The organism is Acidithiobacillus acidisediminis (genome assembly GCF_023277115.1).
In the GTDB taxonomy this organism is placed as follows: Bacteria; Pseudomonadota; Gammaproteobacteria; order Acidithiobacillales; family Acidithiobacillaceae; genus Igneacidithiobacillus; species Igneacidithiobacillus acidisediminis.
Map to the genome: position 1 here is coordinate 2,719,557 of NZ_JALQCS010000001.1, position 17,737 is coordinate 2,737,293.

Below are 17,737 nucleotides of genomic sequence, written 5' to 3' on the forward strand. Positions count from 1 at the left end.
CCGCTCAGGCGGTCACGACAATGGGAATATCGCGCAACGCGGGACGACGCTTCGGTGCCGCGGGAATATGATCGAGAGGAATGGCCCCTGATTCCTCACCCAAGGCCAGGACTTCTTCCCCCACGATCATGGAGCAACAGGAAGGGGTAACGAAGACATCACGGTCCAGGTGCTTGGCCAGAGCAAGCATCCCGTCGGAGGGAAAGGCGATCCCGTTCAGGCCCGCCATCACGGCGTAGCTATCCGTCTCGGAGCGATGTACTCCGCCGGGACGGGCGCAACCCAGCAATACCGGGGTATCGGGCAAAGTGGCGCGAGCGTCCATAAAGAACTTACCAACCTCGGCGCTGGGGGGTGTCGCGAAAGGCCGACTCTGGCTGGCATACTGGGACATGATCACCACCAGGACCAAAGCGCTGGGCAGATGACGCTGCACAATTTCCAGCGAATTCCACTCCCCCAGCATCTCACCGTAGTGCAAGCCAATGACAATGTGCGGTACCACCTTCATCTTGGTGGCGACCAGCGCCTCCAGCGCTGCCTCGAAATCATCGACACTGCGGCGCAAATGATAGACCTGGGAGATGGTATCCTGCGCACCAATGACGTCCATCATGGCCACGTCCACCCCCGCATCTTCCATACCGCGGGCAAATTCTGGCGTCGCGATGCCGGTGTGCATGGCAATCTGCAGGTCTGGATAGCGCGCCTTGATCTTACTGACGGTGGGGAAATACGGTTCATAATGAACGACGTTTTGATGGTCAGATCCGCCAGATAACAATAACCCGCGTCCGCCATCCAGTACGATCTGATCGACCAAGCGATCAAGCTCTTCCGGAGAGCGCACGGGGATCATCGGTTCGAGAATTTTTGCTTTGCAGTGATCACACTGCAGTTTGCAGTCGCCGCCGGTAATGGAAATGGCCGGGAAGGCATTCTTACCACAGCTGGTGGTAGACAACTCTGACGTCTCGTGGTGACGGAACGATGGCGTATAGAAATTGATTCGCCCAACCTGGCTTCCCGACAGTCCCTGCCAACGTTCACGCATCGACGTTACCAGTCTGGAGTCGAGGTGCAGGTCTTCAAGGGCCTCAACCTGAGATACAGCGTCCAACCATGGATTCATGAGCTCGTCCGTCCTGCGCTAGAAAAATGGGAACAGCGGCTGCCGCGGCAGCCGCTGAGGATGACCGGACCGAAATCAGCAGCCGCCAAAGCCGTCGGCGTTCATCTTCTCTTCAAATGCCGCCAAGGCATCGGCCCCGGTTTTCAGATCACCGGCATCGCCATCAAAATCCGCAGGCTTCAGCTTGGCGACCCAACCGCTACCATAAGGATCCTTGTTGATCAGGCCAGGGTCCTTGGCCACTTCTTCATTGCTCTCGGTTACCGTACCACTCACGGGGCTCTTCAGAGGGCCCACCCACTTTCCAGATTCTACGGTGGCAGCAGACTTGTCTTTTTTGATGTCCTTTCCAGCAGCCTTCGGGGTATAGGAGACGATCTGACCCGCCAACGCACAGGCATAAGCCGTCATGCCAATGGTGACGCTGCCATCATCTTCCTTGCGCAGCCATACGTTGTTTTCAACGTTATACATCAGATCTTCTGGAATTTCACAACCACGAACGGTACCCATATTGCCCTCCTTGGGGTGTACGGAAATAAACAGTCAGGGACGGATCCCTCAGAAAAATAACAAGCGATCTACCGATAGTATGAGATCGGCAAGATCCCCAGCGGAAGCGATATGGTCGACCTCATCGATCAGACCCGTCTCTTCCATGGCATAACCCGGCAACGCAGGACGACACACATATAGTTCTACGCCCGCATTCTTGGCATCACGAATGAAATCGATGATGCGTTTGCCGCCTTCCATGGCTGCCATGTTCTCGGCAACACCCTTTTCCATGAGTTTCACCGCTTCCATGGTGCAAAAAATCTTAACCTCTGCATCCATGGATGACAACAAGGAACCAAGATAAAAGGGCGTTGCACAACGATGCGCGGTGCTTGGTCCACTGGTCATGACAATGACGACCGTTTTTTCGTCTCCATCCTCCAGGTAGTGGCTACTCATCGCATACCTCGCTCGCAGTGAATGTCATCGCGCAGACAGCGCGCCTTGTACATCTCGAATGCCGCCTCTCCCGTAACCATATCCTTCAGGGCGACTTCCAGGCTGGCCACTGGACGCACGCGGGCGATCCACGCTTCGTAGGGTTCGATATTCAGCAGATTGGGGTCTTCGAGAACGTCCTCGTTTGCCAGGTCAATAATGCAATCAAAGACATTGGGAACAGGCCCTGCCCATTTGCCACTCTCAATGGTGGCGACGGGTTTACCAATCGGCCGACGGGTGCCGGGGCGGCGCACACGAACGTGCAAAATCTTGCCGGCGATGGATTGAGAAATGTCAGTCATGCCAACGGTGAGGGTACCATCGTCCTCCCGTCGCGCCCAGACCTGACTCTCCTTGTCGTAGTAGAGTTCGGCGCGAAATTCACAACCGTTACACTCCATGGCCTTTTCCTCGTTGTTGTCAGCGACGAAAAAAAACGCCCCCAAGTGGGGGCGCCTTTACTCTGCGCTCTCAGGCGATACCTTTGGCGGCAAGGAGGTCCATCGAGTCACTGACATTGTCGGGAATACCGACTTTGCGTGGTGACAAGCCCATGGCCAGGCCCAACAACTGCGTGAAGTAGATCACCTTGACGTTGGATTTGATGCCAAACTCTACCTCAGCGCGGACCTGATGCATCTCCAGGCCAGAGTGACAGGTTGGACACTCTGTGGCGATGACTTCTGCGCCGGCATCTTCTGCCGCCTGCAGGATGTTCAGGACCAGTTGGGTGGAGGTATCAGAATCGGAAAGAGTGTGTGCACCACCGCAGCATGCCGTCTTCAGAGGGAAATCCACCGCAACCGCACCCGCAGCGTTCAGCAGGTCGTCCATAAAATGCGGGGCATAGGAAGATTCCGAACCTGGGCCTTGATCCTTCTCCGGAAAGATCTGCCGCGGCCGGGTATACATGCACCCATAATAGTTAGCAATCTTCAGACCGTTGAGGCTCTTCTTGACGCGGCTTTTGATCCCCTCCGGACCAACCTCCTCCATGAACCACTCCAAAGCATGAAGGGTGCGTACATCATTCTCGAAAACCGGATCACCCGCCTTCTCGGCCAGATCCTGCACGGTTTTCATCGTCTCTTCCGAGGTGGCGCATTCGTATTCCGTCTGCTTCAGATTGCGGTAGCAGCCATTGCAGGGCGCCATGACCGTATCACAGCCCTGCAGTTTGCTGGCGATCGCCATGTTCCGCGCCGACATATAGGTCTGCAGCATGGGATGAATATTCTTGACTTCCATCGCGCCACAGCAGTTGTAGTCCTCGAGATTCTCCATCTCCAGACCCAACTCTTTAACCAGCACGCGTGTCGACTTGTCGTACGGGCCGCCTGATCCTTCCAAGGCACAACCGGGATAATATGCAACCTTAGCCATGATGCGCTGCCTCCTTCTGCGTCTTGACGTACTCTGCCAGCACCTCACCGGTGCGCCCCCAGGACTTGGTCTTGGGACGGAACACAACGTTGAGCCCCATCTTGGCCAACTGCCCAAGAGGCATGTGCTTGCTCAGATTCTTGCCGAAATTGATGATCCAGGTCTGCACCAGAGGCTGACCGGAACGCTTGAAGAAGCCCATCATGACTTCCGTATCTTCAATCCGACCGAACTCCAGACACTGATGCGTAAACTCCTCATCAAAGTGCGTCGATAGGGTCTTCGGGGTGTAACCATTTTCTTCCAGCCAGTGTGCAGTGGCCTTCATCACCCCTTCCGGACGCACATCCTTGGGGCAGATGTTGGTGCACTTATTACAGGAAACGCACTGCCAAATGATGTCCTTGTCCTTCATCAACTCGGCCTTCAAGCCCAGCCGAATCAGATAGATCCAATAGCGTGGATTGAAATCCACATTCTGCGCATACATCGTGCAGGAATTGGTGCAAGAACCACACTGCCAGCAGCGATGCACATTTTCCCCGCCACCGTAGCTCTGGATGATCTTTTCGAAATCCGGCTCGTAGTCTACCAACGTACGAGGGGAGATCATGGTATTCCAAGATCCGGACACATCCACGCCATCTACGACCAAATGATCGTGCTCGAGAATGCGATCGGGATCGATCAGTGTCTTCTCATGAATAGCCATAACCAAGAACTCCTAAATTAGAAACCTAATGAACGTCGTTACCCTTGATCCGCGAGCCGCCCATCCGCCGCTGCGTTTCAACACCCAGCAGCTTATGGATTTGCTCAATGAAATCCGATTGCCCGCCAAAGTCCGAGCGCAGAAACCCTTCTGCCATGGCCCGCAAGTATTGGGAGTATTGATACGCCAGGAGAACATCGATGAGATAGGGGAGATCGCGATATACTCCAAGCTCCGACAAGCCTTGCCGCATCCACTCTCGCACCCCTTCGAACATCTCTGGACTCTCCCCAAAGGGAAAATCCGATAGATAATCGCCACCGCGGACAAACTCCCGCACCGCCCCCGAGCTTGTACCCTGATCCCATACCCACCGGGTCATGAGTGGGTAGACCGTCGGACTAGAGAAATGCAACAATTCCGCCGCCATATCCCGCAACGCCCGCTGCGCCTTTCCCTGCGCTGGAATCGCCTCCTGAAAACGCTGCATGCGCTGATTCAGGTCGCCGTGCCCATGTAGCAAGTCAGCAATCGCCGAACCCACAAGCTGGGGCCCGAGCTCCTCCAAGGTCGTCCAGAGCTTACGCCGAGCCGTGAACATTCGTTCCACCAACCGACGTATCTGCTCTTCATCCAAACCTTGATCAACCCCGGAGAGAACGGACTGAAACACCTGCCCCTTCTCTTCCAGCATGGCGATCAAGTCTGACAGACCTTGTTGTCCTTCGAGGGCCTCCTCAAGCTCGTAAAACGATTTCTTGAGCAGGCCATGGTCCAGCTCGATAGGCAGCTTGCCGGGAGCGACGGACTCTTCTTGCATCAGGATCAAACAGCCACTTTCTGAGCGCTGTAGAGGTCGGCCACCGCACGCGAGCCGGCAGATTGGCCCTGGGCGATAGAAGTATCAATGTCTTCCGGTCCCGTAGAAGCCCCGCAGGTGTAGATCCCCTTACGGGTCGTGCCCTGGCTGTTGGTGTACTGCTCGGCACGATCGATGAAACCATGCTTCTCCAGGCCAATACCGAAGGTCTTGGCGATCTCTGGATTCAAGGCGTTGGGATCCATACCGATGGCGTGCACGACGATATCCATCGGAATGACGATGGGACGTTTCACCAGGGTATCTTCCCCCTTCACCAGCAGACGTCCATCAGGGGACTTCGTCACTTCGGCAATACGCGCCTTGACAAACTTGGTCTTGAACTCTTCTTGGCTCTTCCAGTAGAACTTGTCTTCATACAAGCCAAAGGTGCGGATGTCCATGTAGTAAATGAAAACGTCCGTGCTCGGGGAAATTTCTTTGATTTCCATAGCCAGGTTGGCAGATACCGTGCAACAGATCTTGGAGCACCACTCCCGCCCAATCTGGCGATCACGCGAGCCAACACAAAGCAAGATAGCAACGCGCTCTGGCACGCGACCATCGGAGGGGCACTGAATCTTACCCGTAGCCACCATCTGCTCCATCTGGGAGGTGGTCAGAACGTCTTCGTACGTGCCGAAACCCCACTCTGGCTTATTGATGGAATCGAAGTGGGTGAAACCCGTTGCCAGAACGATACTGCCGGCCTCAACCTTGTTGCCATTGCTCAGCGTAGCGGTAAAGTTACCGGCCTCACCGTCAAGCTGCGTAACCTTGGTCGACTTGTGGATGCTGACGTTACCATCACCCTCAACGCGGCTGACCATGCGGCCAATGGCGTCCTTCGCCCATTCGCCAGAGGGAACCAACTTGGCATACCCGGAAATGATGGGGGCGCCGCCGAGGACGTCTTCCTTCTCGACGATCACTGCCTTCTTGCCCATGGAAGCCACCGTGGCTGCTGCTGAAAGGCCCGCTGGACCCGCACCTACTACCAAAACCGTATCTTGTGCACTCACTGATCGTTCTCCTCAAGCACCCGTCTTCATATTGATTTGCTGATTGGTAGCGAGTTCGGGGTTGTAGAGGTACTCCACATTCCCTTGCTCGACCTGCTTCAGGTATTCCTGGAAATCGGCCTTGGCCTTGTCCCAGCTGATGCCCATCTTTTCCACCAAGTCCTCGCAGGGCGAGGCGTGCCACTGCAGCTGCACGATCTTGAAGGGATCCGCACCACAGGCCAGGGCCGCCAACTGCACATCGGCCATGATCGGCACGGAGTAGTTCATGTCGTGCGCCTTGCCGATCCACTGGTTCTTGTCCATGGTGGTGATGCAGCCGGTGTCGATGCCAATCATGACGTCGGCCTTCGCCTCTTCCCGTGCTACCTTGATCTTGCGATTCATGGTGAAGCTGCGGGTGAATTCCCGCTCGGAGATGATGTGGCGGAAGCCAAAGCCACAGCAGTCGTACCAGGTGGAGTAGTCGATGACCTGAGCGCCCAGGGCCTGGGCCGTGGAGGTACCCACCGCGGTGCGGTTGCCGCCCAGCACACTGTTGTCGTACACCGCATCCTCCGCCACCATCTTGTAGTAGTGGCAGGCGGCATGGACGGTGACGCGGATGTTGCTCATGTCGATGGTCTGCAGATCGCTGGCAATGCGGTTGCGCATCACGTGCAGCCACTCGCTGTAGTGCACGACCTCTTCGGGGATGACGATCTTGCCGTCGACCAGACGCCCAAGCTTACCGAGGATCTTCTTGACCTTCTCGCGCAACTCGGCAGATTCGATCAGGTACTTGCGGATCTCCTTGTAGTTGCCAAAGGAGGTGCCGCAGTGCACCAGGGGATAGAAGTGGCCGTTCTCGAAGCCATGCTGCTTGCCGGAGACGTAGGCCTGATGGAAATTGCGCAGGAACACCGCCGCCAGGGATTCGACATTGCCGATGCCGGAACCGTGGTAGTTCCAGGCGGTGCAAGAGGTCTGGTCGGTTTCATCGAGGTAGTCGATGCCGAACTTGTTCATAAACCACATAAGGCTGGTGGGATAGCCGGGGATGTTGCCACACTGTCCGCAGCTCTTGTGGTGCCAGAGCTGGTTGGTGGGAACGCGCTTCTTCCAGCCAAAGAGGGTATCGACCTCGATGGGCTTGTGCTCGTCGCTGATGCGGTGGACGATGATCTCGCCTTCTTTCTCGAGTTCCCACATGTGCTCGCGGATGTCGTCCATGCGCTCGCCCAGATCCACAGTGCGGCGATCGACGTGATTGCGCACCCAAGCCGTCGCGGCTTCAGCCTCTTGCGCGTTCAGGTTGGTGTCCTGGAAAAAGGCGCCGTGACCAGCTACCCCTTGACTCGTCGTGTTCTCACTCATCTCCATCACCCCTTAAACGTTGTCGCCGTGACTTTCCAACCAGTCCTCATAGTCCTCACGCTTCTCATCAATGAAATCTTCGATCACGTCGAAGAGATTTTCATCCATGGTTTCGAGAGATTTGAGAACACCGGTCATTTCCCAAATGGTGTACATTTCAACTGAGGTCTTCAGCGATACTTCCCAAGCGGTTTCCACGGTCTGCAAGGTGCGCACCGGGATGGCCTTGCGTAGAACGCGCAGATCACCTTCCACCTTCTGAATGTTTGGACCCCAGTCCGGGAAATGATCAGGCTGGATCATGTCGGGGGAGAGCTGGTTACCGGTGGTGATCAGCTTCAGCATCACACGACCGAAGGGACGCAACACATCCTTTGCCGACTGCATACCATGGCGAATGGATACTTCGCGCATGATCATCACTAGCCCACCAGGGGAATTTTTGAAAGGACAGCGTGCCGCGCAAGTCATGCACTGGGCACAGGCCCAGATCTTTTCCTGCATGGCGTCATAGATCTGTTCCACGTTTTCCGTCCACAGCAACTGGACGATCTCCCGCGGACTATAATCATAAAATTGGGCCGACGGACAGGTGGCGGTACAGATACCGCAGTTCAAACAACCGTTAAGTTCGTGATCGTAGCGGAAGTCCGCCCGAATCTCATCGAACATTTCTTTCATTTCAGCGTAAGTCGCCATTTACTCGCTCCTCGCTAGCATTAGCAAACCGATATCTGTCTGACCGCCACACCCCTGTTCCGTTCCGCTCAGATGAATAGGGTGATGTCAGACTCGCCTGCAAACTCAAAAAAGGCAGCCGCGCCACCAAGTTCGATTCCGTCGATGAAGTCAGCCGTATCGAACTCGAAGAGATCAACGGTCATTTGGCAGGCAATCATCCGTACCTCAGCCTCGACACAGAGCTCACGCAACTCTTCCAGACTGGCGACACCCTTCGCCTTCATCTTGCTCTTCATCATGGAAGTTGCCATGCCTTCCATTCCGGGCAGCACCATCATCAAGGTTGGCATGGGTACTGGCATCGGCATCGCCGGATTCCCGAGAGGGCTGACACGCAAGTGTCCAAGGTCCTTCTTCAGCAGTTGCAGGCCGTAGAAGGTGAAGAAAATCTCTACACTGTAACCCAGAGCGGCTGCAGTGGAGGCGAGAATAAAAGGCGGATAGCCCCAATCTAGCGTACCTTTGGTGGCGACAATCGCCAATTTCTTTTCATCCATAACTCACTCCTCGAAGCGCCAAAGGGCAACCCTCTGGCGCCGCTGGGCCCTTAGGCCTTCTGAATGAAGAACACGAACTCGCCATTCGCCTCGGCTTGGTCGAGAAGCGGGTTCTTGGTCTGCTTGGAAAATGCCTCGAAATCCTTGATCGCACCGGGATCGGTAGCAACGATCTTCAGAACTTGACCGGCATTCATTTCGCCCAGGGCCTTCTTGGTGCGCAGGATGGGCAGCGGGCAGTTCAGTCCACGGGCATCCAGCAGCTTGTCTTCTTGTACCATTGCAACCTCCACTCTCAAGTCAAACTACAGCGAATCAATGTATCAGGATTTACCCGCCAAGCAAGGCAAAGATTTTAATTTGTTGATTAGTTCAGCATATTTCATCATATTCTTATATGCCAATCTAGACAATGGGAAACGACCGGTTGGCCCAGCCAGAAATCCCCCCGCGCAGGTTGAAGACCTCCCCGAACCCTTGCGCAGCAGCGAAGGCGCAAGCCTGGGACGAGCGGCCCCCACTCAAACAGTAGAACACCACCGGTGCCCCCTTATCAATCTCGGCCATGCTCATGGGCAACAAATGCAAGGGAATATGCTTCGCGCCGCTGATCATGCCGCGCGCCACCTCAGCGGGGGAACGCACGTCGATCAGGGTGAACGTATGCCCTTGCTCCTGCATTTCCTTCAATTGCTCCGCGCTTAGCTCTTTGAAGCCGTACATAGCTCTGTTCCACCCCTATATTCAGATTTCCTGATGATAGCACCTCTGTGTGGCACGTTTCTAATCTGTGTTAGCCCCCGAGACGCATCATAAATATTTTTGAAGAGCGCTGGCGATCACGATCAAACTCATGCCGTTCCGGCTTGTCGTGCCACACCCCGGCGCGAATCGCCCTGAGCAGGTCCGCGTCGGAGGCCTCCGCCGTACGCAACAATGGGCGCAGCTCCAAGCCTTGCTCCTGCCCCAGACAATACACCAAACGCCCAGTAGCAGTCAGGCGCACGCGGTTGCAGGTGGCGCAGAAATTTTCGCTGATGGGACTGATGAAACCAATTCGACCTGTTCCACCGGGCAAAGCATACAAACGCGCTGGCCCCTGGTCTCGACTGCTCGCCACGGGCAACAGCGTGCCAAAATGCGCCTCCACGCGCTCCCGTGCACTGGCGGCGGAAAGATAGTCCCTATCTTGGCTATCCGTCCCGGCACTCCCCAAGGGCATAGTCTCGATGAAACGAATATCCAGCCCCCTTTGCTGCGCGAACTCGACAAGCTGTGGCAAGGCATCAGCATTCACCTGCTGCAGCAGGACAACATTCAGCTTGATACGCGGAATGGCGTGCTCGATCGCCGCGTCTATGCCCCGCAAGACCCGCTTCAGATCACCCCCACGGGTCACCTGAGTAAACACCTTTTCATCCAAGGTATCGAGACTGATGTTGATGCTATTCAGGCCGGCGTGGGCGAGCTTTGCCGCCAGGCGATCGAGAAGGTAACCATTACTGCTCAGACTAATTTTTCCGATCCCTAGTTGACGGGCAAAATCGACATGGGCAAGCAAATGTGGGTGGATCAGCGGCTCGCCGCCGGTGAAGCGCAGATGCTGCAATCCCAAGCCGTGGAAGATCTGGAGAATGCGCTGCAACTCATCGGGTCGCAGGTGGTCCTGGTGTTCGAAGAAGGGTGTACCCGTTGCAGGGCTACAGTATTGGCAACGGAAATTGCAGTGCTCGGTCAGGGAGAGGCGCAGATAACTGATGCGGCGACCGAAGCGATCCCACAGACCAGCCTCTGCACGATCATCACCGTGCAGGGCTGATGAATGTGGACTAGCAGCGTTGACGCCCATGATATAGATTCACTACGTGTTGTGCCTCGACAAAGAAGAGCCAACGCTCTACGCCAATGCCGAAGACCACCGAGACAGCGGCGACGATCGCCGCTGCGGCGGACGTCGCGCTGAGAGCGATGGCGAGGGCGATGATGGGGACGATCACGGCGAACAGGTACATCAGCAGCTTGATCGCCCGCGATTTCTCGCGCGGCAGGGTATGCCCGAACTCCTCGGTGAGGAAAGTTCCGAAGGTATGACCCTGATCCAGAATGCGGACCGTAAAACGATTGAAACCGGTGGCGGTGCGGATGGTTGGGCCAGCAGGTCGAGAAATCCAGAAATAATAGATCCCTTTCATGATCGCTACCGCGGCAATCAGGGCAATGGCGATGCCGATGAAAACCCCGGCGCTTTCTCCCGTGACCAGACGAATGGCCGCCAGAATGGTAGCACCCGTGGCCAGACCCATGGCATAGAAATTCGCGGGCACCAATGCGGTATTCCATTGCCGAATGGTACGCAAGACAGCGTAGATCATTCCTTGGCAGAATATGGTGATCAGACCGAGCACACCCGCAATACTGGCAAGGACCAGGCCTACATCAGCCTCTGGCCGCCCGGCAAAGAATACCCAAAGGAGATAAGCAAAGGCGAAGGGATAGTAGGCCACCGCAAAAATTCCCTCGCGGGCTAGCCAAGAGGTACGCCAACGCGTGAAGGCGCGCCAGGCATTCTTGGGATTGGCCAAATGCGCCGTCGAGGAAAGCATGCCGATGGTCACGAACAGCAGCGACAGGATCACTGCAACCAGTGTCTGTACGGGGTTCAATCCGCCATCAATGTGCAGATCATTGACAATGGCGATGAGGGCCATCAGGCCAAAGCCACCACCAGAAAAAAGCGTAAGAAAGATAACTGCCAGTGCCGGATGCATGCCTTGTCTCCTTAGCGCTCTACCACGCGATTGACCCACTCCTTCACCTTCCCGGCGGCCTTCTTCTTCAGGCCTTCCGTCGGAATTGGGGCATGCACGCGTGGCGGTAGGTAGTGGTTACTTGGGTCATAGTTCAACTCGGGCATGAGCTGATAACCTCCACGCTCCCGCACCGCTCGACTGACTGGGCTCTCTGGATCGTCAAAGTCACCGAACATGCGCGCGTGCGCGGGGCAAGTCAGCACACAGGCGGGCTGCCGCTCTTCTTCCGGAATCTCCATGTCGTAGATCCGATCGATACACAGGGTACACTTTTTCATGGTTCCGGACACACGATCGAGTTCACGTGCACCATAGGGGCATGCCCAAGAGCAGTAATTGCAGCCCATGCACTTGCTCTGATCCACCAGCACTATGCCATCCTCTGGACGCTTGTGGCTGGCCCCCGTCGGGCAGACCGTCACGCACTCGGCATTTTCGCAGTGCATACACGACATTGGGAAGTTCACCGTCTTGTTATACGGATAATCGCCAATCTCATAGTGCCTAATTCGGTTGAACCAGACCCCAGACGGCTTGGCACCGTAGGGGTTATAGTCGGTGAGTGGCGCCGTGGTGCCACTGGTGTTCCATTCCTTGCACGCCACCGCACAGGCATGGCAGCCAACGCAGGTGTCAAGATCAATAACTAATCCCAGTCTCATGAAATGCTCCTTGCCTACTCAGGACTTGAGATTGACGGGTTCGTGGGTGTGATAACGCAACACATCGGGCGCGGGAGTATCACCGGGCAACGGCTTCATCGTTGGGAAGGTCGGCCAAGTGCCCTCCTCACCAGGCGCTGCAGGATAGATCTTGACCATCAGGTCATACCAAGCGGCCTGCCCAGTGATTGGATCCGAATTGGTCAGTCGCCGCTCGCCCTGTTTCGGCGGCAACAACTCGGAGATCAGATGATTCATGAGAAAGCCTCGCGTCGCCTCCGCCGCATCAGGCTTGAGGCCCCAGGCACCCGACTGCTTACCAATCGCATTCCAAGTCCACACGGTGTCTTCCTGGCAACCCTCAATCAGCTTGACCTGAACGCGAATCTTGCCATTGTGACTTTCCACCCAGACCCAGCCCTTGTCCTGGATGCCCATTTGCTCGCCCCGCTGGCGATTCATGTACAGATAGTTCTGCGCGATGATCTGACGCAGCCAGGCATTCTGGCTATCCCAGGAGTGATACATCATCATTGGCCGCTGGTTGACGGCAAAGAAGGGATATTCCTTCTTGTCGATACGCTGCTGCTCCAAGGGCTCATAGAAATCCGGCAACGGATCAAAGTACGTCGCCAACCGCTCGCGGTCGACGGGGTCTTTGGGCATGGGACCATCATAGAGACCCTGTCCCGCCAAACGGAAACGCTGGAAGGCTTCGGAATACAGCTCGATCACGATCGGATCCGCTGTCGGGTTGAAGCCAACCCGTTGCGCCAGCTCCAGATATTCCTTGTTGGCAAAACGATAGAAGCGCTGCGATTTCGGCAGGTGATACTGGAAAAAGCCCTGATTTTCGATGTAGCGATCCCATTGATTGGGATTCGGCTCACCGCGCAGGTGCGTCTCTCCACCCTTGCCACGCCAGCCTGCAAGGAAGCCAATGCCGGGAGCGCGCTCGAAGTTGGCAATAAAATCTTTATAGCCACTGAACTTGGGTGTGCCATCTTCCTTGGTGAAGGCTGGGAATTTGAGGCGCCCCGCCAATTCCACCATCACGTCCTGCCAAGGCCGAACATTGCGATCCGGCTTGAGGATTGGGTGACGAATAGAGTCGCAGATTGCATCTGGTTCGGAAATCGGCCGATCCAACAAAGAGATAGAGTCGTAGCGCTCCAGGTAGGTAGTATCCGGCAAAATCAGATCGCCAAAATTGACCATCTCGGAATGGAAGGCGTCAATGACCACCAAGAAAGGGATCTTGTACTCGCCATCCTCATCCTTGGCCTTGAGCATTTCCTGCACATTGGCCGTATTCATGGTGGAATTCCAGCTCATGTTGGCCATGAAGAAAATCAGCGTATCGATGCCGTAGGGGTCTTTGTTCACGGCGTTGGTAATCACCATGTGCATGAGACCGTGATTGGCGATCGGTGCCTCCCAGGAATAGGCCTTGTCGATACGCTTCGGCTTTCCGTCGGCGTCGATCACCAGATCTTCCGGTGCGGTGGGAAAACCCAACGGCAACGACTTCAGCGGGGTGTTCGGGGCACTGTGCTGCGCCGGCTTGTTGGGCGGCGGCACCGGCTTGGGATAGGGCGCCTTGGCACGGAAACCACCGGGGCAGTCGATGGTACCCAGGAGGATCTGCACCAGATGAATGGCGCGCGCCGCCTGCATGCCGTTGGAATGCGCGGAAATGCCGCGCATGGCATGCATCGATACTGGGCGACCAATGAACTTGTCGTGCTTGCGCCCCGCCCAATCGGTCCACTCTACCGCAATCTCTATGCTTTCCTTGAACGCGACATGGGCCATTTCCAGCGCCAAGCGCTCAATAGTCTCGGCGGGGATACCGGTAATCTTGCTGGCATTAGCCGGGCTATAATGTTCGTCGAGATAGCGCTCGGCCAGAATCGACATCACGGTCCGCACTGGTCGCCCATCAGGCGTATGGAACTCGCCGAACAGGGCAGCCTTGACCCCCGGTTGCATACCATCAATAAAGGCGTTCTGCTCCAGATCCCAAACCATGGGGTGTCCTTCCGCATCGCGCCAGATCAGACCATCGCCCTTCTGCCCCGGGGTATTCACCACCAGGAAAGGTGCATTCGTGTAGCGCAACAGGAAATCCCAGTCGAACTGCTCGTTCTGCAACAGCACATGCACCATAGAGAGGGCAAGCATGCCATCGGTACCTGGACGGATAGGCACCCATTCGTCGGCAATGGCCTGGTAGCCGGTACGTGCGGGGTTGATGCCGACAAACTTGCCACCGTTGCGCTTGAGCTTTTCCAGCCCGATCTTCATGGGGTTGGAGGAATGGTCCTCAGCGACACCCCAGAGCATGAAGTACTTGGTGCGATCCCAGTCCGGATCACCAAACTCCCAAAAAGCATGACCGAGCATGTACAACCCGGCCGTTGCCATATTCACGGAACAGAAACCGCCGTGCGCGGACCAGTTGAGCGTACCAAACTGCTGTGCCCACAGGCCGGTAAGGGCCTGCATCTGATCACGACCGGTAAAATATGCAAGCTTGTCGGGGTCCGTTGCGCGGATGTGTTCGAGACGCTTGGTCAGAACGTCGAGGGCCTCATCCCAGGAAATTTCTTCAAATTCTCCCGCGCCGCGTTCGGTGCCGGGCTTCCGGCGCAAGGGGTTGCGCAATTTGCCCGGCGAGTACTGCTTCATGATGCCGGCCGAACCCTTGGCACAGAGCACCCCCTGATTGATGGGGTGATTCCGGTTTCCCTGGATGAAACGTACCTTGTTGTCTTCCACGGTGACTTTGATACCGCAGCGACAGGCACACATGTAGCAGGTGCTGTATTTGATTTCCTGCTTCTTGTGATCCTCGAATTCCATGACCGTAGCCATTGCTCGACCTCTCTGGAGATGATAGGGAGTGCGCACCCACTCCGAATGCAAGGGCATGATGGTCGCCGAGCCTCAGTGATAAAGCAACTCAGCTTTTTTGATTTTGTAATAAGGGAGGCTTATTTGCCTGCCCGCAACAAAGCGGATAAGTTCATCCTGTCTTGAAACCTGTGGAGAGCCCAGATGAATCGTAGCGACTTCAAAGAACATACGCGGATTACCGTGACCTGGAAAGACAAGGAGGGCAAGCTGCGCCCCGGCAATTTCTATGTCTACGCATTGCTCAAGGACGCGATGATCGTGCGCGCCACCGACAAGGATGGCCTGCTGCGCAAATTGGGTTTTGGAGACGTGTTGCGGGTAGTAAAATGTCAGGATGTTGCCCCGCAGGATCGCTACATGATCCCGGATGAGATTCTGAAGGAGAGCAACTGGAAAGACCGCGACGTGATGATGCGCTACAGCTCCTCGCCGCATCGCGGCAAGTAAGAGTCTGTCAATCCCGCCGAGCGGCGCCGCAGGGCGCCGCTCAGTCATTTCCCTGCACCCCCGTCACGCTCCCAAATACCGGATTTGCCACCCTCCTTGCGCGACAACCCAATCTCTCCCAACACCATGCCGCGGTCAATGGCCTTACACATATCGTAAATGGTCAACAAGGCAACGGTAACCGCCGTGAGGGCTTCCATCTCCACTCCCGTCTGCCCTTGACAGCGGACCTCTGCCTCACACAACACTTGACTAGTCTGCGCATCCAAGTCGAAGTGAATTTCCACCCCAGTCAAGAACAGGGGGTGTGCCAAAGGGATCAGGTCCGCCGTCTTTTTGCTGGCCTGAATGGCCGCAATCCGCGCCACTGCCAGCACATCTCCCTTACGCAGCGTGCCCTCCCGCACCCGCTCTAAGGTGTCTGGAGCCATCCGAATCGCCCCGCGCGCCACTGCACGCCGCTGGGTTACCGGTTTAGCCCCCACCTCAACCATCTGCGCGTCACCGCGGGGAGTAAAATGGGTCAATCGATCATCACTCATACCGTTCTGGCATCCCTTTTGCTTATACCGCGGGGTGTTACTCGAAAGCTGGTACCTCATGCGGTTTCGCTATCTCTTCCTGTCCATCTGTTTCGTCGCACTGCTTTGCCCCCTGCAAAGTTTGGCGAGTCTGCGCTTTTTATTGCCTCCGGTCAGCAGTCCGGCGGTGATGTTTGCAGCTTTTCAGCCCCTGGCTGCACATTTGCAGGAAGCACTGGGCGAACCGATTGAATTGAGCTTCAGCGCAGACCTCCGCCAATTTTACCTGAAGGCGAGAGAAAAACGAGCACAGATCGTGCTGTTCTGTCCGATCGCCTACCTGAAGGTCGCGCACAGCAATCCCTACATCCCTCTTGCTGGATTGACTCCTCCTCCGGGCGGGGAGTACAGCGTAATCGTCGTACGCCGCGACAGCCCCATTCACAATGTTCTGCAACTGCGCGGAAAGTCTTTCATCCTCGGGAACCCTGCTTGTGCAGCATCGGCCCTGGTGCCACTATCCCTGCTACACGCTGCCGGCGTGCAACAGCAACTGAGCGAACTCGGGCAAGGAGGGAGCGACAGCAACGCCCTGATGGACGTGGCGGCCCGTTTTTACGATGCCACCGCAGTAGCGCAAAACATCGCCGCGCCCTATCTCCGCGCCGGGACGCTGCGGGTCATTGCACACAGCGCCGTTGGCCCGGGCGATCTGATCGCTGCCTCAACCGATGTGCCTGCATCACAGCGCGCAATTCTGCGTCGGGCACTGCTGCAACTACCGCAGCAGGACCCCACTGCAATGGCGGCCATACGCGCACTGGCCGTCGGCTTCACCCCCGTTCCTCCCGGCACCTACGCGCCTCTACGCAGTCTCTATGCCGACCTCTATGGTGAAGACTTATCGCCACGCGTTCAGCGCCCAGTTTTGCGCCTGGGAATCCCTCCGGCATTCTCCCCATTGATGGCAGAGCAACTGTTTCAGCCACTGCGTTTGGCCCTGGAAAAGGTCACCGGCAGAGCCATTGAAATCTCTATTCCCAAAAATGAGCGGCAATACTTGCGGCAACTCAAAGCCCACCAATATTCCTTCGCGCTCCTGAGCCCGCTGATGACGCAGGCGGCACGTGGTTTCGTGCATCCTCTGGCAACCCTGCTGCCAAGTTCAGGTTCATCGGGGCTAGCGCTGATCACGATAGAGGGCGCCACCACGCCTTCTGCCCAACTGCACATTGCGTACGGTAGCCCATACTGCAGCGCGAAGAATATACTTGCTGCCAAGGTCTCTGAACTTGCCGGACGCGAGGCCGTGCGCTGGTGGCCGGTGGATTCGGAGCGCGCCGTATTCGCCGCCCTGGGCAGCGGCGAGGCAAATTGGGGAATTGTCCGTAGTGCCACAGTAAACAGCCTCGCGGCATCGATGCCCGACACGTGGAAGGTCATCGCCCGAGATGGTCCAGCGCCGGCATGGAACCTGATCGCGAGTCCGATGATCACGCAGCACCAACGCGAGCAAATTCGCTCTGATTTGTCTACACTCCCGAGACAGGCCCTAGCGGCTGCGGGCTTCGAGGAGATCCACATACAGCGATGACAGCCTCTCTGTTTTCCAGCACACCCCTGACGCGGTGACCCGCTCTCGCCCACACCTGTGGCAGCGATTGACTTGGCGCAGCA

Annotated in this window: 20 protein-coding genes; 2 read left to right on the forward strand and 18 right to left on the reverse strand. The window is 56.4% G+C overall.

Annotated elements, in window-relative coordinates; all coding sequences use genetic code 11:
* Positions 1-4: 4 nt before the first annotated feature.
* From M5D89_RS13655 to M5D89_RS13735, 17 genes are all read right to left on the reverse strand, one after another.
* The gene (locus M5D89_RS13655) at positions 5-1,120 is read right to left on the reverse strand and encodes a radical SAM protein (RefSeq protein WP_248886344.1); all 1,116 of its coding nucleotides are present in this window, start codon (positions 1,118-1,120) and stop codon (positions 5-7) included.
* Between the two features lie 87 nt (positions 1,121-1,207).
* The gene (locus M5D89_RS13660) at positions 1,208-1,645 is read right to left on the reverse strand and encodes a glycine cleavage system protein H (RefSeq protein WP_248886345.1); all 438 of its coding nucleotides are present in this window, start codon (positions 1,643-1,645) and stop codon (positions 1,208-1,210) included.
* A gap of 48 nt (positions 1,646-1,693) precedes the next feature.
* Positions 1,694-2,089: a DsrE family protein gene (locus M5D89_RS13665; protein WP_248886346.1), complete on the reverse strand. Its 396-nt coding sequence runs from the start codon at positions 2,087-2,089 to the stop codon at positions 1,694-1,696.
* Complete coding sequence (locus M5D89_RS13670) at positions 2,086-2,577, reverse strand: biotin/lipoyl attachment domain-containing protein (protein ID WP_248886347.1); 492 nt, start codon at positions 2,575-2,577, stop codon at positions 2,086-2,088. The genes M5D89_RS13665 and M5D89_RS13670 overlap by 4 nt, the downstream gene beginning before the upstream one ends.
* 25 nt (positions 2,578-2,602) lie before the next feature.
* Positions 2,603-3,514 carry a CoB--CoM heterodisulfide reductase iron-sulfur subunit B family protein gene (locus tag M5D89_RS13675; RefSeq protein WP_248886348.1) on the reverse strand — a complete coding sequence of 304 codons (912 nt, stop codon included), beginning with the start codon at positions 3,512-3,514 and terminating at the stop codon, positions 2,603-2,605.
* Positions 3,507-4,226, reverse strand: a complete 720-nt coding sequence (locus M5D89_RS13680; protein ID WP_248886349.1) for a 4Fe-4S dicluster domain-containing protein — start codon at positions 4,224-4,226, stop codon at positions 3,507-3,509. Before M5D89_RS13680 ends, M5D89_RS13675 begins: the two co-directional genes overlap by 8 nt.
* A gap of 25 nt (positions 4,227-4,251) precedes the next feature.
* Positions 4,252-5,046, reverse strand: a complete 795-nt coding sequence (locus tag M5D89_RS13685) for a hypothetical protein (RefSeq protein ID WP_248886482.1) — start codon at positions 5,044-5,046, stop codon at positions 4,252-4,254.
* Between the two features lie 5 nt (positions 5,047-5,051).
* Complete coding sequence (locus tag M5D89_RS13690) at positions 5,052-6,107, reverse strand: CoB--CoM heterodisulfide reductase iron-sulfur subunit A family protein (RefSeq protein ID WP_248886350.1); 1,056 nt, start codon at positions 6,105-6,107, stop codon at positions 5,052-5,054.
* Between the two features lie 12 nt (positions 6,108-6,119).
* Positions 6,120-7,463, reverse strand: a complete 1,344-nt coding sequence (locus M5D89_RS13695) for a heterodisulfide reductase-related iron-sulfur binding cluster (protein ID WP_248886351.1) — start codon at positions 7,461-7,463, stop codon at positions 6,120-6,122.
* Positions 7,464-7,475: 12 nt separating this feature from the next.
* Entirely contained in the window at positions 7,476-8,162 is a 687-nt protein-coding gene (locus M5D89_RS13700) for a 4Fe-4S dicluster domain-containing protein (protein WP_248886352.1), read from the reverse strand.
* Positions 8,163-8,230: 68 nt separating this feature from the next.
* Positions 8,231-8,701, reverse strand: coding sequence for a sulfur carrier protein DsrE2 (gene dsrE2 / locus M5D89_RS13705; RefSeq protein WP_215872245.1), 471 nt, complete (start codon positions 8,699-8,701; stop codon positions 8,231-8,233).
* 50 nt (positions 8,702-8,751) lie between these two features.
* A complete protein-coding gene (locus M5D89_RS13710) occupies positions 8,752-8,982 on the reverse strand; it encodes a sulfurtransferase TusA family protein (RefSeq protein ID WP_248886353.1) in 231 nt (76 codons plus the stop codon).
* 124 nt (positions 8,983-9,106) lie between these two features.
* The gene (locus tag M5D89_RS13715) at positions 9,107-9,424 is read right to left on the reverse strand and encodes a rhodanese-like domain-containing protein (RefSeq protein WP_248886354.1); all 318 of its coding nucleotides are present in this window, start codon (positions 9,422-9,424) and stop codon (positions 9,107-9,109) included.
* 70 nt (positions 9,425-9,494) lie between these two features.
* Complete coding sequence (gene moaA / locus M5D89_RS13720) at positions 9,495-10,550, reverse strand: GTP 3',8-cyclase MoaA (RefSeq protein WP_248886355.1); 1,056 nt, start codon at positions 10,548-10,550, stop codon at positions 9,495-9,497.
* Entirely contained in the window at positions 10,531-11,469 is a 939-nt protein-coding gene (locus tag M5D89_RS13725) for a dimethyl sulfoxide reductase anchor subunit family protein (protein ID WP_248886356.1), read from the reverse strand. Before M5D89_RS13725 ends, moaA begins: the two co-directional genes overlap by 20 nt.
* Before the next feature lie 11 nt (positions 11,470-11,480).
* A complete protein-coding gene (locus M5D89_RS13730; protein WP_248886357.1) occupies positions 11,481-12,173 on the reverse strand; it encodes a 4Fe-4S dicluster domain-containing protein in 693 nt (230 codons plus the stop codon).
* A gap of 18 nt (positions 12,174-12,191) precedes the next feature.
* Positions 12,192-15,050, reverse strand: a complete 2,859-nt coding sequence (locus tag M5D89_RS13735) for a molybdopterin oxidoreductase family protein (RefSeq protein WP_346347744.1) — start codon at positions 15,048-15,050, stop codon at positions 12,192-12,194.
* 183 nt (positions 15,051-15,233) lie between these two features.
* Between M5D89_RS13735 and M5D89_RS13740 the strand changes: the two genes are divergently transcribed.
* Entirely contained in the window at positions 15,234-15,539 is a 306-nt protein-coding gene (locus M5D89_RS13740; RefSeq protein ID WP_248886359.1) for a hypothetical protein, read from the forward strand.
* A gap of 44 nt (positions 15,540-15,583) precedes the next feature.
* Here the strand turns inward: M5D89_RS13740 and moaC are convergent, their stop codons facing one another.
* Positions 15,584-16,081 (reverse strand): cyclic pyranopterin monophosphate synthase MoaC, encoded by a 498-nt coding sequence (moaC, locus tag M5D89_RS13745; RefSeq protein ID WP_248886360.1) that lies wholly within the window; start codon positions 16,079-16,081, stop codon positions 15,584-15,586.
* 58 nt (positions 16,082-16,139) lie between these two features.
* On the opposite strand from moaC, the gene M5D89_RS13750 reads away from it, so the two are divergent.
* Complete coding sequence (locus M5D89_RS13750) at positions 16,140-17,654, forward strand: PhnD/SsuA/transferrin family substrate-binding protein (RefSeq protein ID WP_248886361.1); 1,515 nt, start codon at positions 16,140-16,142, stop codon at positions 17,652-17,654.
* Positions 17,655-17,737 lie beyond the last annotated feature (83 nt).

Bases quoted from the DNA above. Each gene is read 5' to 3' on its own strand.
- M5D89_RS13660 (WP_248886345.1), bottom strand. From the start codon at position 1,645: ATGGGTACCGTTCGTGGTTGTGAAATTCCAGAAGATCTGATGTATAAC.
- M5D89_RS13665 (WP_248886346.1), bottom strand. From the start codon at position 2,089: ATGAGTAGCCACTACCTGGAGGATGGAGACGAAAAAACGGTCGTCATT.
- M5D89_RS13675 (WP_248886348.1), bottom strand. From the start codon at position 3,514: ATGGCTAAGGTTGCATATTATCCCGGTTGTGCCTTGGAAGGATCAGGC.
- M5D89_RS13680 (WP_248886349.1), bottom strand. From the start codon at position 4,226: ATGGCTATTCATGAGAAGACACTGATCGATCCCGATCGCATTCTCGAG.
- M5D89_RS13685 (WP_248886482.1), bottom strand. From the start codon at position 5,046: ATGCAAGAAGAGTCCGTCGCTCCCGGCAAGCTGCCTATCGAGCTGGAC.
- M5D89_RS13695 (WP_248886351.1), bottom strand. From the start codon at position 7,463: ATGAGTGAGAACACGACGAGTCAAGGGGTAGCTGGTCACGGCGCCTTT.
- M5D89_RS13700 (WP_248886352.1), bottom strand. From the start codon at position 8,162: ATGGCGACTTACGCTGAAATGAAAGAAATGTTCGATGAGATTCGGGCG.
- dsrE2 (WP_215872245.1), bottom strand. From the start codon at position 8,701: ATGGATGAAAAGAAATTGGCGATTGTCGCCACCAAAGGTACGCTAGAT.
- M5D89_RS13710 (WP_248886353.1), bottom strand. From the start codon at position 8,982: ATGGTACAAGAAGACAAGCTGCTGGATGCCCGTGGACTGAACTGCCCG.
- M5D89_RS13715 (WP_248886354.1), bottom strand. From the start codon at position 9,424: ATGTACGGCTTCAAAGAGCTAAGCGCGGAGCAATTGAAGGAAATGCAG.
- moaA (WP_248886355.1), bottom strand. From the start codon at position 10,550: ATGGGCGTCAACGCTGCTAGTCCACATTCATCAGCCCTGCACGGTGAT.
- M5D89_RS13725 (WP_248886356.1), bottom strand. From the start codon at position 11,469: ATGCATCCGGCACTGGCAGTTATCTTTCTTACGCTTTTTTCTGGTGGT.
- M5D89_RS13730 (WP_248886357.1), bottom strand. From the start codon at position 12,173: ATGAGACTGGGATTAGTTATTGATCTTGACACCTGCGTTGGCTGCCAT.
- M5D89_RS13735 (WP_346347744.1), bottom strand. From the start codon at position 15,050: ATGGCTACGGTCATGGAATTCGAGGATCACAAGAAGCAGGAAATCAAA.
- M5D89_RS13740 (WP_248886359.1), top strand. From the start codon at position 15,234: ATGAATCGTAGCGACTTCAAAGAACATACGCGGATTACCGTGACCTGG.
- moaC (WP_248886360.1), bottom strand. From the start codon at position 16,081: ATGAGTGATGATCGATTGACCCATTTTACTCCCCGCGGTGACGCGCAG.
- M5D89_RS13750 (WP_248886361.1), top strand. From the start codon at position 16,140: ATGCGGTTTCGCTATCTCTTCCTGTCCATCTGTTTCGTCGCACTGCTT.